This window comes from Streptomyces sp. NRRL S-87 (assembly GCF_000719335.1).
GTDB lineage: Bacteria > Actinomycetota > Actinomycetes > Streptomycetales > Streptomycetaceae > Streptomyces.
Genome location: NZ_JOGB01000021.1, coordinates 133,282 through 147,056 on the forward strand (window position 1 = coordinate 133,282; position 13,775 = coordinate 147,056).

A 13,775-nucleotide genomic window follows, 5' to 3' on the forward strand; every position below is an offset into this window, starting at 1 on the left:
CGGGCCGCGCGGAACCGGCCGGCAGCGGAGAAGGAGCGGCGATGCGGGGCGGCGGTACGGTCGCGGTGGTCGGCGGGAGCATTGCGGGCTGCGCGTTCGCGGCAGCGGCGGCGCGCGCGGGCGCGGACCGCGTGGTGGTCCTCGAACGCACCCGCGGGCAGCTGGCCGACCGGAGCGTCGGCCTGTGCATCCACGACGACCGGGCCGCCGAACTCACGGCCGCCGGCGCCCTGCCCGGGGGCATCGCCGCCCACCGGCTGACCCGGCGCCGCTGGGTGGTGCGCGACGGTGCGACGGCCGCCGGGAAGCTGTTCTGGGAGCAGCCGTTCCCCTTCCACTCCTACCACTGGGGACTGCTCTGGCGGGGGCTGCGGGAGGCGACGCCCGCGTCGGTGGTCTACCGGCAGGGTGCCGCGGTCGCCGGCGTCACGGTCCCGTCCGGGACGGGCGACGAGGCCCGGCCCGAGGTCACGCTGACCGACGGCACCGCCGAACGCCACGACCTGGTCATCGGTGCCGACGGATACCGCTCCGTCGTCCGCGAGGCCGTCAGCACCGGCTCCCGACCCCGCTACGCCGGGTACGTCTGCTGGCGCGGCAACTTCGACGCGCGCCTCCTGGACGGCCTCGGCGAGGACGTGTGGCCCTCCGACGCGGTCACCACCGTCTGCTTCCCCGGCGGCAGTTGCGTCGTCTACCGCATCCCGGGCCCGGCCGGCACCCGCGTCAACTGGGTCCTGTACGCCGTGCCCCCGCAGGACGGCGCGCTGCGCTTCGACGACCCCACGAGCTTCCCGCCCGGCCACCTCACCCCGGGCCTCGCGGAGGGCCTCGCGGAGCTGCTCGACCGCGCGTTCCCGCCGTACTGGGGCCGGCTGCTCGCCCTGACCGCCCCCGAGGACACCTTCGTCCAGCCCATCTACGACCTGGAGGTCCCCCGGACCGCCGCCGGCCGCGTGCTCCTCGCGGGCGACGCCGCCACCGTGGTGCGCCCCCACAACACCAGCGGTGTGGCCAAGGCCCTGCAGGACGCGACCGCGTTCGGCGCCGCCTGGCGCAGTGCCGCCTCCTGGGACGACCTCGTCGCGGAGTACGGGGCGGCACGGGGGCCCGCCGGCCGCGAACTGGTGGCCCTCGCCCGCCGGTTGGGTCGCGCCCAGGTCGAAGAGACCCCCGACTGGACGGCGATGGACCCCGGCCGCGCCGAGGTCTGGTGGCAGGAGGTGCTGGCCGGCGCGGCGGACATCGGCGGCCAGTCCCTGACCGGAGGTCGACTCTAGCTGCGACCGGAGGCGGGGTCGGGCGGGTGCGCGCCGGGGTGAGCCGTGTCTCACCCGGCGGCGGACGCTTGTCTATGCAACGAGTTGCATAGAAGGATCGGGGCATGGCGCTCGACCACGCGATCCTCGTGTCCCTCCTGGAGAAGCCCGGCTCCGGCTACGAGCTGGCCCGCCGCTTCGAGCGGTCCATCGGCTACTTCTGGACCGCCACGCACCAGCAGATCTACCGGGTGCTCAAGCGCATGGAGACCGAGGGCCTGCTGGTCGTCCGCGACGTCCCGCAGCAGGGCCGGCCGGACAAGAAGGAGTACTCCGTGGCGGGCCCCGGCCGCACCGCCCTGTCCCGCTGGCTGCACGAGCCGATCGAACCCGAGAGCCTGCGCCACGACCTCGCCGTCAAGATCCGCGGCGCGGCCTTCGACGACCCGGCCGCCCTCGTCCGCGAGGTCGAACGGCACCGCCAGGTGCACGGCGACCGGCTCGCGCACTACCTCGCCGGCGAACGGCGCGACTTCACCGGACCCGAGGCCCCCGCGCCGCTCGACGCCGGCCAGGAGCTCCAGCACGTCGTCCTGCGCGGCGGCATCGCCTACGAGCGCATGACGATCGCCTGGCTCGACGACGTGCTCGCCACCCTGCACCGCCTGGCCGGCCCACCCCCCTCGGCGCCGACGGCGTAGGTGCCCCCGCCCACGGACCCTGAGCGCCCACGGACCCTGAGCGCCCACGGACCCCGAGCGCCCGCGGACGGGGCCGGGCCCCGCCCGCCCGGGCCCGCCCGCCGCCGCGCACGCACCCCCACGGACCTCCCACCCCACCCCACCCCTCGACCGACGGAAGGCGGACCTCCCATGGCCGACCCGCTCCTCTTCAACCCGCGCACCTACGACCCGGCGCACTTCGACCCCGAGACCCGCCGGCTGCTGCGCGCCACCGTGGACTGGTTCGAGCAGCGCGGCAAGCGCCGGCTGATCCAGGACTACCGCGACCGCGCCTGGCTGGCCGACTTCCTCGCCTTCGCCGCCAAGGAGCGGCTGTTCGCCACCTTCCTGACCCCCGCCTCCGCCGCGGCCCCCGGCCAGGACGACCTGCGCTGGGACACCGCCCGGATCGCCGCCCTCAACGAGATCTTCGGCTTCTACGGCCTCGACTACTGGTACGCCTGGCAGGTCACCATCCTCGGCCTCGGCCCGGTCTGGCAGAGCGAGAACGCCGCCGCCCGCGCCCGCGCGGCCGAACTCCTCTCCCAGGGCGAGGTCTTCGCCTTCGGCCTGTCCGAGAAGACCCACGGCGCCGACATCTACTCCACCGACATGCTGCTGGAGCCGTCCGCCGACGGTGCCGGCGGCTTCCGCGCCACCGGTTCCAAGTACTACATCGGCAACGGCAACGCCGCCGGCCTCGTCTCCGTCTTCGGCCGCCGCACAGATGTCGAGGGCCCCGACGGGTACGTCTTCTTCGCAGCCGACAGCCGCCACCCGGCGTACCACCTCGTGAAGAACGTCGTCGACTCCTCCAAGTACGTCAGCGAGTTCCGCCTGGAGGACTACCCGGTCGCCGCCGAGGACGTCCTGCACACCGGGCGCGCCGCCTTCGACGCCGCCCTCAACACCGTCAACGTCGGCAAGTTCAACCTCTGCACCGCCTCCATCGGCATCTGCGAGCACGCGATGTACGAGGCCGTCACCCACGCCCACAACCGCATCCTCTACGGCCGCCCGGTCACCGCCTTCCCGCACGTGCGCCGGGAACTGGCCGACGCCTACGTCCGCCTCGTCGGCATGAAGCTGTTCAGCGACCGCGCCGTCGACTACTTCCGCTCCGCGGGCCCGGACGACCGCCGCTACCTCCTCTTCAACCCGATGACGAAGATGAAGGTGACCACGGAGGGCGAGAAGGTCATCGACCTGATGTGGGACGTCATCGCGGCCAAGGGCTTCGAGAAGGACAACTACTTCGCCCAGGCCGCCGTCGAGATCCGCGGGCTGCCCAAGCTCGAGGGCACGGTCCACGTCAACCTGGCCCTGATCCTCAAGTTCATGCGCAACCACCTCCTGGAGCCGGTCGAGTACCCGGCCGTGCCGACCCGCCTGGACGCGGCCGACGACGACTTCCTCTTCCGGCAGGGTCCGGCCCGCGGCCTGGGCTCCGTGCGCTTCCACGACTGGCGCCCGGCGTTCGACGCGTACGCCGAGCTGCCGAACGTCGCCCGGTTCCGCGAGCAGGCCGACGCGCTCTGCGAGTTCGTCGCCACCACCGCCCCCGACGAGGCACAGGGACGCGACCTCGACTTCCTGCTCTCCGTCGGCCAGCTGTTCGCGCTGGTGGTGCACGCGCAGCTGATCCTGGAGCAGGCGCGCCTGACGGACCTGGACACCTCCGTGCTCGACGAGCTGTTCGCCGTCCTCGTCCGCGACTTCTCCGGCCACGCCGTCGAACTGCACGGCAAGGACTCCGCCACCGAGGCCCAGCAGCGCTGGGCGCTGGGCGCGGTCCGCCGCCCGGTCGTCGACGAGGCCCGCTCGGCGCGAGTCTGGGCCAGGGTCGAGGCGCTCTCCGGCGCCTACGAGATGGCCGAGTAGCCCGGGAGCGCCGTCGGCTGCTCGGCCGCCCAGCGGGCCGCCTTCCGGGCCGTACGGCGGCACCGCGACCGTCGACGGCCCGGCCCGCCGGATCACCGCCGAGTACCGAGCACGGCCCGACGGCCACCGGCCGGCGACCCCGGGCCGCCGCGACCACTCTCCGTGCCGAAAAGATGCGCCGCGTGACGGACCGTGTCAGCGTCGTACCGCGGGCGGGACGACGAGGTCCCACCCGCTCCAAGGTTCCAAGGAGAGTGACCCGTCATGGGTGGTATGCAGGACAAGCGCCAGCAGCCCGGCAAGGGCCGGGAGGAGCAGACCCGGGGCCAGCGCAGGCCCGGAGAGGTCTCCCGGGACCGCGACGAGGACATGCGGCGCGAGGACATGTCGCGCGAGGACATGCACGGCGGCGACATGCGTGGCGGCGAGATGCGGCGTGACGACATGCGGGGCGGCGACATGCGGGGCGGTGAGATGCACCGCGACGACATGAGCCGCGGGGACATGGACGAGCGCCGGAGCACGGGCGACATGCGCGAGAAGCGCGGCAAGCGGGACGTGCGCGGCGGCCACTGACGCCGTCGCCGCCTCCCGCGGCACCCCCTGAACCAGGACCCCGGCCGGGACCGACAGTCACCACCGGCCGGGGTCCTGACCCGTGTTTCGGCGTACGGCGCCCGGGCAGACGCCCCCGGTCAGCGGCAGCCGCGCGCCGAGGCGGTGAGCACCATGGCCCGACCGGTCTGGACCGGTGTACTGAGCTTCGGACTGGTGAGCTTCCCCGTCGGGATCCACACCGCGACCGACAGCCACACGATCCGCTTCCACCAGCTGCAGCGCGGTACCTCCGACCGCGTCCGCAATCGCCGGGTCAACGAGCGCACCGGCGAGGAGGTGGCTGCCGACGAGATCGTCAAGGGGTACGACGCGGGCGACGAGTACGTCCTGGTCGAGCCGGCCGAGCTGGAGGACATCGCCCCCGGCCGCTCCAGGGCCCTGGAGATCAGCGGCTTCGTCGACCTGGAAGCGATCGATCCGATCTTCTTCGACCGGACCTACTACCTCGGGCCGAAGGGCGCGGAGTACGCGAAGGTCTACGCCCTGCTGCAGAGCGCCCTCGCGAAGACCGGCCGGGCCGGCGTGGCCACCTTCGTGATGCGCGGCCGCGAGTACCTCGTCGCCCTCAAGGCGGAGGACGGCATCCTGACCCTCCACACGCTGCACTGGGCCGACGAGATCCGCGATCCCCGCGAGGAGGTCCCCGACCTGCCCGACGAGTCCGTCGCGGCGAGCTCCGCGAAGGAGCTGCGGATGGCGGAGCAGCTGGTCGCCGCCCTCGAGACGGACTGGGACCCCGAGGGGTTCCACGACACCTACCAGGAGAAGGTCGCCGCCCTGGTCGAGGCCAAGCGGACGGGCGGGACCGTCGAGAAGGCCGAGCTCCCGGCGGAGGCCACCAACGTCGTCGACCTGACCGAGGCCCTGCGCGCCAGCGTCGCACGGGCGCGCGGCGGCCGGCGCGGCGGCAGCCGCCGCACCCCGCCGACCGAGCGCCCCTCCCTCGACTCCCTCACCAAGGCCCAGCTGTACGAGAAGGCGGCCGCCGCCGGCGTGCCGGGGCGCTCCACCATGACCCGTGACGAACTGGCCGAGGCCCTGACCCGTGCCGACGCCGCCTGAGGCGTCCCGGCGTCCCGGCGTCCCGGCGGCCGGGCCGCCGGGGCGGGCCGCCGATATCCTGGGACGGAGATCGGGGGCTTTCCCCACCCGGAAGGCAGCACGATGAACCGGCGTCGGCACCTCATGCTCCTCGCAGCCCCGCTCCTCGCCTCCACGGTGGCCTTCGGCCCCGCCCACGCCGCGCAGGCCGGCACCGCCGGGACGACCGGGGCCGTGTCGGCGGTGAAGGTCACCAAGGTCGAGGTGGTCACCCTGCTGAAGTCGGGGGAGACCGTCGAGTGCAACGGCACCCCCGTGGCCATGTCCTTCGACGGAAAGATCACGGCGACCGGGCCGGGCGCCGTCCGCTACCACTGGACCGTCAACACCGGCCGGGCCCGGGTCTCGCCGGGAACCTTCTCCTACGGCGCGGGCACCTCCACCAAGGTCTCCCTCCTGGTCGCGGACGTGCCGGCCCCCAAGGGCGCCAAGGCGGTGACCGGGTACGTCACGCTCCACCTGCCGGACCAGAAGAAGAGCGTCCGCAGCGAACAGGTGACCTTCCCCTGCAAGAAATGACCGCGCGAGAAGGCAGCCCTCGGGAAGTCGGCCCTCGAGGAGGCCTCCGAGAAGTGTGCCGACCCTCCCTCACGCCTCCAGCTCCTGGCGCCAGAGCTCCTCGGTGAGACGGTCCACGCCCGCCGCCAGATGGCGCCGGTAGGTGGACATCGGCAGACGCAGGAGGTCGGCCGCGCGCTGCTGGGTGCCGGCCGGCCTGAGGTACGTGTGGTGCAGCGCCCGGTACCCGCGCCGGTCGTGCGGCGCGGCCTCGAGCCGCGCGGCGGCCTCCCGCAGCAGCGCGGCCAGCGCCACCGCGCGCTCCTCCTCCCCGGCGTGCTCCCCGCCGCGGGCGGCCACCGACCGGGACCGCAGCAGCACGCACCCGTGCAGCCCGCCGGCCCGGCCCAGCCCCCGCAGCGCCTCACGGACCCCCGCCCCGAACTCCTCGCGGTCCAGGACGCGCAGCGGGGCGGCCTCGGGCGGTGCCACCGCCAGCGGCTCGGCCGCCGACTCCCGCGCCCCGAGCAGGTCGAGCCAGGCCAGCGGAGGCGTACGGCGCCAGTCGTGGACGAAGGCCCCGTACGTCCGCCCGCCGACCGTGAAGTCCGCCGCGGGCAGCCGCTCGAAGTCGGCGTACGCGCACCCGGCGGCCCAGAAGGCCGGGTCGGCGAAGGTCAGCAGCGTCAGCGCGGGCCTGGGCCCGGAGAGGTAGTGGTGGGTCAACCGCAGGGTGATCAGGGTCTGCACGGGCGACACGTCCTGGTACGCGTCCCCGGCCAGCCAGCAGCGCACCAGCAGGGCCCGCTCGCCGGCGCGCAGCCCGCCCGGCCCGCGCAGCCAGGCCCGGGCCGCCACGACGGCCGGGTCGGCCGGCCCGGCAGGCTCGGCCGCGTCGAGGGCCAGCAGGACGTAGAACCCGCTCGGCCCCTCTCCCGCCGCCGCGACCGTCCCCCAGGTGGCCGCCGGATGCGCCCACCAGGCGCGCAGCAGGGCGGCCGACTCGGCACCCTCGTGCCGCTCGGCCATGGCCAGCAGGTCCGGCAGCTCGGCCTCCCGGGTCGGGGCGACCGTCAGGGCGTCCAGCCGGGCCGCGCCCGCCGGGCCCGCGCCGACCGGGGCGAGGAGCGGGCCGACCAGCGGGCTGTCGCGGTGCAGGTAGGCGAAGTCGGCGAGCACGGTCCGCTGCCGCGGGCGGTCGTGGTCGGCGAACAGCTGCTGGTAGTACGAGCCGGCCCGGCGGCGCAGCTCGGCCCGGCGCACCGGGTGCCGCCAGGCGAGTTCGGCGTCGAGGACCGAGCGGGCGAGGTCGTGGGGGTGGATGCCGCGGCCCCCGTACTCGGTGACCGACAGCGAGCACAGCCAGTCGAACAGCTCGCGGGCGTCGGGTACGCCGACCAGCGCGGCCAGCAGCGGCTCGGTGGTGACCAGCACCTGGGCGTACGCCTCCAGCGCCGCGCGGTGCAGCGGGCTCGGCACCACCTCCAGCAGCGCCGCCAGGAGGGTGCTGACCACCCACGGCGGCTGCGCCGGCTGACCGGTGTGCCGCGCCCCGTGCACGTGCACGTCCGCCATCAGCGCGAGCGCCAGCGGGTGTCCGTGGGTGAACTCCAGCACCCGGGGGTGCTCGGCCGCCGGGACCCCGCGCCGGGCCAGCAGCTCCGCGCTGTCCGCGGGCGGCAGCGGGGCGAGCGCGAGCACGTGCAGCAGCCCCTGCCAGGCGGGGTCGGTGCGCCAGGCCAGCGGGGGCGGTTCCCGGTCGGCGAGGGCGAGGACCGTGTCGTCGGGTACGTCCGCGAGCAGCCGCTCGGCGGCCGGCACGGCGGCCGGTAGGTCGACCACCACCACCGTGCCCGGGGCGAGGCCGCCCGGCCCGGTCTCCCCGCTCCCGCTCTCCGCGTCGACGCGGACCACGGGCCGGCCGGCCCGGGCCGCGAGCCAGCCGAACTGGCGCAGCAGCGTGGACTTGCCGATGCCGGCGGGGCCGTGCACGTGCACCACCGCGCCCTGACCCTCCGCCAGGATCCGCCGGAACCGCTCGACCTCCGCCCGCCGGCCGACGAAGCCGCGGGCCCGTGCCTCCGCGAACCGGTCCGCCAGCCGCCGTGCCTCCATGCGCTCCCACCCCCTCTCCGGTGATACCAGGGAGTGGACGAGGACCGGGCGTGATGGACCGCTTTTGGGCGGGAGTTGACCTCCTTTCGGCGTGTCGGACGGATGGCGCCCGCTCCTACCGTGGGCAGTGCCCGAGAGGGCGAGGAACCGTGCCGACCAGGGGAAAGCCGCCCGAGCCGGCCGCCCCCGGGGTCCACGCCGCACCAACCACCAGGAGGGACGCACCATGTCCGAGACGACCACGACCGCCGGCACGCCCACCGCCGCCACCACCGGGCGGGGGACCACCACCGGCCGGCGCACCGGCCTCCGTCCGACCGCCGCCGCCTCGCTCGTGGCGGCCTGCGCCGCGGCCCTGTTCGCCGCCGCCGGGCCGGCCTCGGCCAGCCAGTTCTTCGGCGGCACGCTGCACCCCGGCGAGCAGCGCTGCGTCCAGCAGTACGCCGGGTACCAGGTCCGCGCCGACGGCCGGGCCACGGGACAGGGCGCGAAGTTCAAGCTCCAGTACAACGGCGTCACCGTGCCCGGCACCGGCTCCCCGGGGCTCGTCACCAGCTGGGCCGCGGACCTCCGCTCCGCCTGGGGCACCTTTCCCGGCCCCGGCTACTACACCGCCTGCGTGACCAACAACGGCACCGCGGACACCAACGTCCGCCTGGACCTCAGGACCGACGGCGAACTCTGACCCCGCCGGCCACCGCCCGGCACCCGGCCCCGCACCGACGGGATCCCGTCAAGCGCGGGGCCGGGCCCGGGCGGTCCCGGCGACGGCGCGGGCAGGAAGGTCCCCAACAGGGCTGCGGGGGAAGGGGTATCGGGTTTCGGCCAACTACCGGAACTTCGATTCCGTGGGCATGTCCAGATCATGATCTGCTGTCAAGACCCGTGCGCGGAGCGGATAAGCTACCGGGTCGTTGTCCAAGGATCTTTATTTTCCGATCGTTTGAGGGTTCTGATGGTTCGAGAGGGATCGTCGCCCGGCAGCCCACGGCCAGCGTCGTCCGCAGTATGGGCCGTGCCCGCCGTGGTGACAGCGGCCGTCGCGGCGGTGGCCGTGGCCCTGGTGTCGGCGCCCGCCCGCACCCCCGTGGCGTGGACGGGCGCGGTGGCGTGCGTCGCGGTCGCGCTCGCGTGCGCCGTGGCCGCCCGGCGCGGTGCGGCGCTCGCGTCGCTCCGGGACGCCGTCGACGAGCAGCGGACCCTGCTCGCCCGGCAGGAGGCGGAGACCGTACGGCTGGCCGAGGCGGTGCTGCCCGCGGTCGCGGAGCGGCTGCGCAAGGGGGAGTTCCCCGAGGACGTACTGGCGTCCGTGGCGGACGAGGACGTCCACGGGGCCGGTCTGACCCCCGAGTTCAGGGCGGCCCACCGGGCGGTGCTGCGCTCGGTGACGGAGGCCGTCGTGGCCGAGGAGGACCTGCGCGACTCGGCGCAGCGCGCCTTCGTCAACATCGCCCGCCGCGTCCAGGCGATCGTCCACCAGCAGGCCCAGGAGCTGCGGGAGATGGAGGAGCGGCACGGCCGCACCCCGGACGTCTTCGGCGACCTGCTCCGGCTCGACCACGGCACCGCGCTCATCGGCCGGCTCGCCGACTCCATCGCCGTCCTCGGCGGCGCCCGGCCGGGCCGCCAGTGGTCCAAGGCCGTTCCCCTCTACAGCGTGCTGCGCGGCGCGATGTCCCGGATCATCGACTACCAGCGCGTGGAACTGCACTCGGTGTCCCAGGTCGCCGTGGTCGGCACCGCCGTCGAACCGCTCATCCACGCCCTCGCCGAGCTGCTGGACAACGCCACCCGCTACTCCCCGCCCCAGACCAAGGTCCACCTGACCGCCGTCGACGTGAACGCGGGCATCGCCGTCGAGATCGAGGACGGCGGCGTCAACATGAGCGAGGAGGCCCGCAAGCGGGCCGAGCGGATGCTGCGCCAGGCCCAGCAGGGCATCGACGTCAACGACCTCGGGGAGACCCCGCGCCTCGGCCTCGCCGTGGTCGGCCGCCTCGCGCAGGCGCACGGCTTCCAGGTGTCGCTGCGCTCCTCGGCGTACGGCGGCGTCCGGGCCGTCCTCGTCATCCCGCAGCACCTCATCACCAGCGTCGCCGCGGCCACCGGCGTCGCGCACGGCATCGGCACCTCGTCCGGCCCGCGCGCCGCCCTCGACCCCGCCGCCGAGGACCGCGGGCCGCGCCCGGCCACCGGGCCCCGGCGGGCCGACGAGGACGCCCCCGTGGTGGCGGAGCGGACCCCGAACGGGCTGCCGCAGCGCCGCCGCCGGCAGCGCGCCGCGGCGCCGGCCCTGCCCGTGCAGCCCGTGGCGGCCCCCGCGGCGGCTCCGGCCGCCGTCGAGCCGGCCGTACCCGCGGCACCGACCGCACCGGACCAGAAGCCGGAACCCGCACCGCAGGTGCAGCCCGGGATATGGCTGGCCGCCTTCCAGAACGGCCTGTCCGGAGAGAGCCAGACCGCCGCCGGCACGACGACCACCGCCGGTACCACCACCGCCACCGCACCCGGTACGGCCACCGGCCGGACCGGCACGGCCAGCCAGCACACAGACGTATCGCCGGCCGCGGCGAACAAGGGGGAACAGGCATGAGTCGCCAGCTGACCAACATGGACTGGATGCTCAAGGACCTGGCGGAGAGCGTCCCGCAGACCCGCAACGTCGTCGTCCTGTCCGCCGACGGCCTGCGCATGGCCCAGCACGGTGCCGACACCGACAGTGCGGACCGGCTCGCCGCCGCCTGCGCCGGACTGCAGAGCCTGGCCGGTGCCGTGGCCACCGAACTCCCGCACAGCAACGGCCGGATGCGGCTCGTCGTCATCGAGATGGACGGCGGCTTCTTCTACCTGATGGCCGCCGGCGCGGGAGCCTACCTCGCCGTGCTCGCCGACGAGGGCGTGGACGCCGGGCTGATGGGCCAGCGCATGCGGGACCTGGTCGCGCGTATCGGAGAGCATCTGAGCAGCCCGCCCCGCAACGAGGAGCAGCCCGCGTGAGTGACCCGGGCCGGGGCTGGGAGGACGAGGGGCCCGAGCGGCTCTACGTGATCACCGGTGGCCGCAGCGGGGCGGCCCGACCGGCCGGCCTCGACCTGGTGACGCTCATCGTCGCCAGGTCGGGGCCCGGCAACGGGATGCAGCCGGAGCACGCGGCCATCATGCGGCTGTGCGCGTCACCGCTCTCGGTCGCCGAGATCTCCGCGTACCTCGGGCTGCCGGTCAGCGTGGTCACCGTCCTGCTGGAGGACCTGCTCGCCGCGGGGCACGTGCTGTCCCGGGCCCCCGTCCCCGCCGCCCAACTCCCCGACCTGGCACTGATTGAGGCAGTCATCGATGGACTTCAAAAGCTCTGAGCCGCGGCGCGAGGACGCGCTGCCGGCCACCGCCGTCGCCGCGGTCAAGGTGGTGATCGTGGGGGGCTTCGGGGTCGGCAAGACGACCCTGGTCGGGTCGGTGAGCGAGATCCGGCCGCTGACCACGGAGGAGACGATGACCCGCGCCGGCGTCGGGGTCGACGACACCGAGGGCATCGAGGGCAAGACCTCCACCACCGTGGCCATGGACTTCGGCCGTATCAGCATCAACGAGGAACTGGTCCTCTACCTGTTCGGCACCCCCGGACAGGAGCGGTTCTGGTTCCTGTGGCGCGGGCTGTTCGAGGGCGCGCTGGGGGCGGTGGTCCTCGTGGACACCCGCCGCCTGGAGGTCAGCTTCGACGTCATCGGACGTCTGGAGGAGCGGGGCGTGCCGTTCGTGGTCGCCGTCAACGACTTCCCCGAGTCGCCCCGGCACCCCCTGGAGGAGCTGCGGGCCGCCCTCGACCTGCCGGCCTCCGTGCCGCTGGTGCGCTGCGACGCCCGTCGCCGTGACTCCAGCCGCGACGTGCTCATGACGCTCATGCGCTACCTGCACTCCCTCGCGGTGACGCCCGAGGCGTCGTGACGCCGGCGTCCTGACCCCGTGACCGCGCCTCCGCCCCGCCCGGCCGGCCCAGGCCGAGCGGGCGGGGGCAGCCGGGCTGGATACACTTTCGACTATGGGAAAGTGCCCCGTCGTTTCGAACGCAGATTCGAGGCGACGACGTCGCGGTACGGGTCCGGAGCGGCGCGGGGCCGCCGGTCCGCCCGGGTGAGGCGCGTCCGATGGGCTCCGCATCCGACCTGAGCGTCTACGACACGGGCCGCCCGTCCGGCCTGATCGGCAAGCAGATCGCCGGCTACCGGATCGAGCGCATGCTCGGCCGGGGCGGCATGGCCGTCGTCTACGCCGCCAAGGACCTGCGCCTGGACCGCATGGTCGCGCTCAAGCTGATCGCCCCGGAGCGGGCCCGCGACGACACCTTCCGGCGCCGCTTCACCCACGAGTCACGGGTCGCCGCCTCGATCGACCACCCGCACATCGTGCCGATCTTCGAGGCCGGCGAGACCGACGGCGTCCTCTACATCGCCATGCGCTACGTCTCCGGCCTCGACCTGCGGGCCCTGCTGGACCGGGACGGCCCGCTCCCGGTCGCCACCGCCCTGCGCATCGCCGCCCAGGTGGCCTCGGCGCTCGACGCCGCCCACGAGCACGACCTGGTGCACCGGGACGTCAAGCCCGCCAACATCCTGGTCGCCCCCGGCACGGACGACGAGCACCCCGAGCACGTCTACCTCACGGACTTCGGGCTGACGAAGAAGTCCCTGTCCCTCTCCGGCTTCACCACCGCGGGCGAGTTCGTCGGCACCCTCGACTACATGGCCCCCGAGCAGATCTCCGGCCGCCCGGTGGACGGCCGGTGCGACCTGTACAGCCTGGCCTGCGTCGTCTACGAGACCCTCGCCGGCGGTCCCGTCTTCGAGCGGGACGAGGACATGGCCCTGCTGTGGGCGCACCAGTACGACCAACCGCCGCCCCTCGGCGAGCGGCGGCCCGAGGTCGGGCCCGCCGCGGCCGAGGTGGTGGCGAAGGCCCTGTCGAAGGTTCCGGAGGACCGGTTCGCCACCTGCCTGGAGTTCGTGGCCGCGCTGCGGGTCGCCTCGGGCGGTGGGGAGCGCGCCGCGGATCCGGCCCGGCGGGAGGCCGGGGCGGGCGGGGCCCCGGCGGAGGACGGGCCGCCGCCCGAGCCCCCGGCCTGGGCCGGGCCGGTGTTCCGCGGTCCGGCGGGCGGCTGAGGGGGAGCCCGGGCCCACCCCGTGCTGACAGGGCCGGCCTCCGTGCCGTGCGGGGCCGCCCCGAAGTGCGCGGACGGCGAAGAACCCCGCCCTTCGGGGGCGGGGTTCGCAGTGTCGGTGGTGCGGGTTCCGGTGCGGCGGTCGGGCCTCACAGGCCCATCGCGACGGCCAGGCGGGTCATCTCCGCCGTGGTGCTGATGTTCAGCTTGGCCCGGATGCGGCGCAGGTAGGCGTCGACGGTGTGCTTCGAGAGGCCCATGTTGCGGGCGGTCTGCAGGTACGTGCAGCCGGCGGCGATGTGGCGCAGGGCCTCCTGCTCACGCGGGGCCAGCGAGGTGGTGGGGGCTTCGACCTGCGGGGCGGTCAGGGTGAGGCTCATGGGATTTCCTCCGACGCATCGGTTCGGTCATCTCTGCTCACGTCCTCGG

At 74.6% G+C, this 13,775-nt stretch carries 14 protein-coding genes; 12 read left to right on the forward strand and 2 right to left on the reverse strand.

The window, feature by feature from the left end:
• Positions 1 to 41: 41 nt before the first annotated feature.
• The 6 genes from IF43_RS0115885 (at position 42) to IF43_RS0115910 (ending at position 6,100) form a co-directional block, all read left to right on the forward strand.
• Positions 42 to 1,280 (forward strand): FAD-dependent monooxygenase, encoded by a 1,239-nt coding sequence (locus tag IF43_RS0115885; RefSeq protein ID WP_030200244.1) that lies wholly within the window; start codon positions 42 to 44, stop codon positions 1,278 to 1,280.
• 104 nt (positions 1,281 to 1,384) lie between these two features.
• Positions 1,385 to 1,960: a PadR family transcriptional regulator gene (locus IF43_RS0115890; RefSeq protein WP_030200246.1), complete on the forward strand. Its 576-nt coding sequence runs from the start codon at positions 1,385 to 1,387 to the stop codon at positions 1,958 to 1,960.
• A 171-nt stretch (positions 1,961 to 2,131) separates the two neighbouring features.
• The gene (locus tag IF43_RS0115895; protein WP_030200247.1) at positions 2,132 to 3,862 is read left to right on the forward strand and encodes an acyl-CoA dehydrogenase family protein; all 1,731 of its coding nucleotides are present in this window, start codon (positions 2,132 to 2,134) and stop codon (positions 3,860 to 3,862) included.
• A 264-nt stretch (positions 3,863 to 4,126) separates the two neighbouring features.
• Complete coding sequence (locus IF43_RS0115900) at positions 4,127 to 4,438, forward strand: hypothetical protein (protein WP_030200248.1); 312 nt, start codon at positions 4,127 to 4,129, stop codon at positions 4,436 to 4,438.
• Positions 4,439 to 4,591: 153 nt separating this feature from the next.
• Positions 4,592 to 5,542 carry a Ku protein gene (locus IF43_RS0115905; RefSeq protein WP_030200249.1) on the forward strand — a complete coding sequence of 317 codons (951 nt, stop codon included), beginning with the start codon at positions 4,592 to 4,594 and terminating at the stop codon, positions 5,540 to 5,542.
• Positions 5,543 to 5,644: 102 nt separating this feature from the next.
• Positions 5,645 to 6,100, forward strand: a complete 456-nt coding sequence (locus IF43_RS0115910) for a hypothetical protein (protein ID WP_030200251.1) — start codon at positions 5,645 to 5,647, stop codon at positions 6,098 to 6,100.
• Between the two features lie 69 nt (positions 6,101 to 6,169).
• On the opposite strand, the gene IF43_RS41630 is transcribed toward IF43_RS0115910, so the two are convergent.
• Entirely contained in the window at positions 6,170 to 8,194 is a 2,025-nt protein-coding gene (locus IF43_RS41630) for an ATP-binding protein (protein ID WP_030200253.1), read from the reverse strand.
• A 226-nt stretch (positions 8,195 to 8,420) separates the two neighbouring features.
• Here IF43_RS41630 and IF43_RS0115920 point away from each other — a divergent pair, with 226 nt between their 5' ends.
• The 6 genes from IF43_RS0115920 (at position 8,421) to IF43_RS0115945 (ending at position 13,347) form a co-directional block, all read left to right on the forward strand.
• Positions 8,421 to 8,879: a hypothetical protein gene (locus IF43_RS0115920; protein WP_030200256.1), complete on the forward strand. Its 459-nt coding sequence runs from the start codon at positions 8,421 to 8,423 to the stop codon at positions 8,877 to 8,879.
• A gap of 270 nt (positions 8,880 to 9,149) precedes the next feature.
• Positions 9,150 to 10,787 (forward strand): sensor histidine kinase KdpD, encoded by a 1,638-nt coding sequence (locus tag IF43_RS0115925; protein WP_078910197.1) that lies wholly within the window; start codon positions 9,150 to 9,152, stop codon positions 10,785 to 10,787.
• Entirely contained in the window at positions 10,784 to 11,191 is a 408-nt protein-coding gene (locus IF43_RS0115930) for a roadblock/LC7 domain-containing protein (RefSeq protein WP_030200259.1), read from the forward strand. Before IF43_RS0115925 ends, IF43_RS0115930 begins: the two co-directional genes overlap by 4 nt.
• Positions 11,188 to 11,547 carry a DUF742 domain-containing protein gene (locus IF43_RS0115935; RefSeq protein ID WP_030200260.1) on the forward strand — a complete coding sequence of 120 codons (360 nt, stop codon included), beginning with the start codon at positions 11,188 to 11,190 and terminating at the stop codon, positions 11,545 to 11,547. Before IF43_RS0115930 ends, IF43_RS0115935 begins: the two co-directional genes overlap by 4 nt.
• Entirely contained in the window at positions 11,528 to 12,136 is a 609-nt protein-coding gene (locus IF43_RS0115940) for an ATP/GTP-binding protein (RefSeq protein ID WP_030200261.1), read from the forward strand. The genes IF43_RS0115935 and IF43_RS0115940 overlap by 20 nt, the downstream gene beginning before the upstream one ends.
• 200 nt (positions 12,137 to 12,336) lie before the next feature.
• Positions 12,337 to 13,347: a serine/threonine-protein kinase gene (locus IF43_RS0115945; protein ID WP_030200265.1), complete on the forward strand. Its 1,011-nt coding sequence runs from the start codon at positions 12,337 to 12,339 to the stop codon at positions 13,345 to 13,347.
• Between the two features lie 148 nt (positions 13,348 to 13,495).
• Here the strand turns inward: IF43_RS0115945 and IF43_RS0115950 are convergent, their stop codons facing one another.
• Positions 13,496 to 13,726 carry a response regulator transcription factor gene (locus IF43_RS0115950; protein ID WP_030200268.1) on the reverse strand — a complete coding sequence of 77 codons (231 nt, stop codon included), beginning with the start codon at positions 13,724 to 13,726 and terminating at the stop codon, positions 13,496 to 13,498.
• Positions 13,727 to 13,775: the final 49 nt, after the last annotated feature.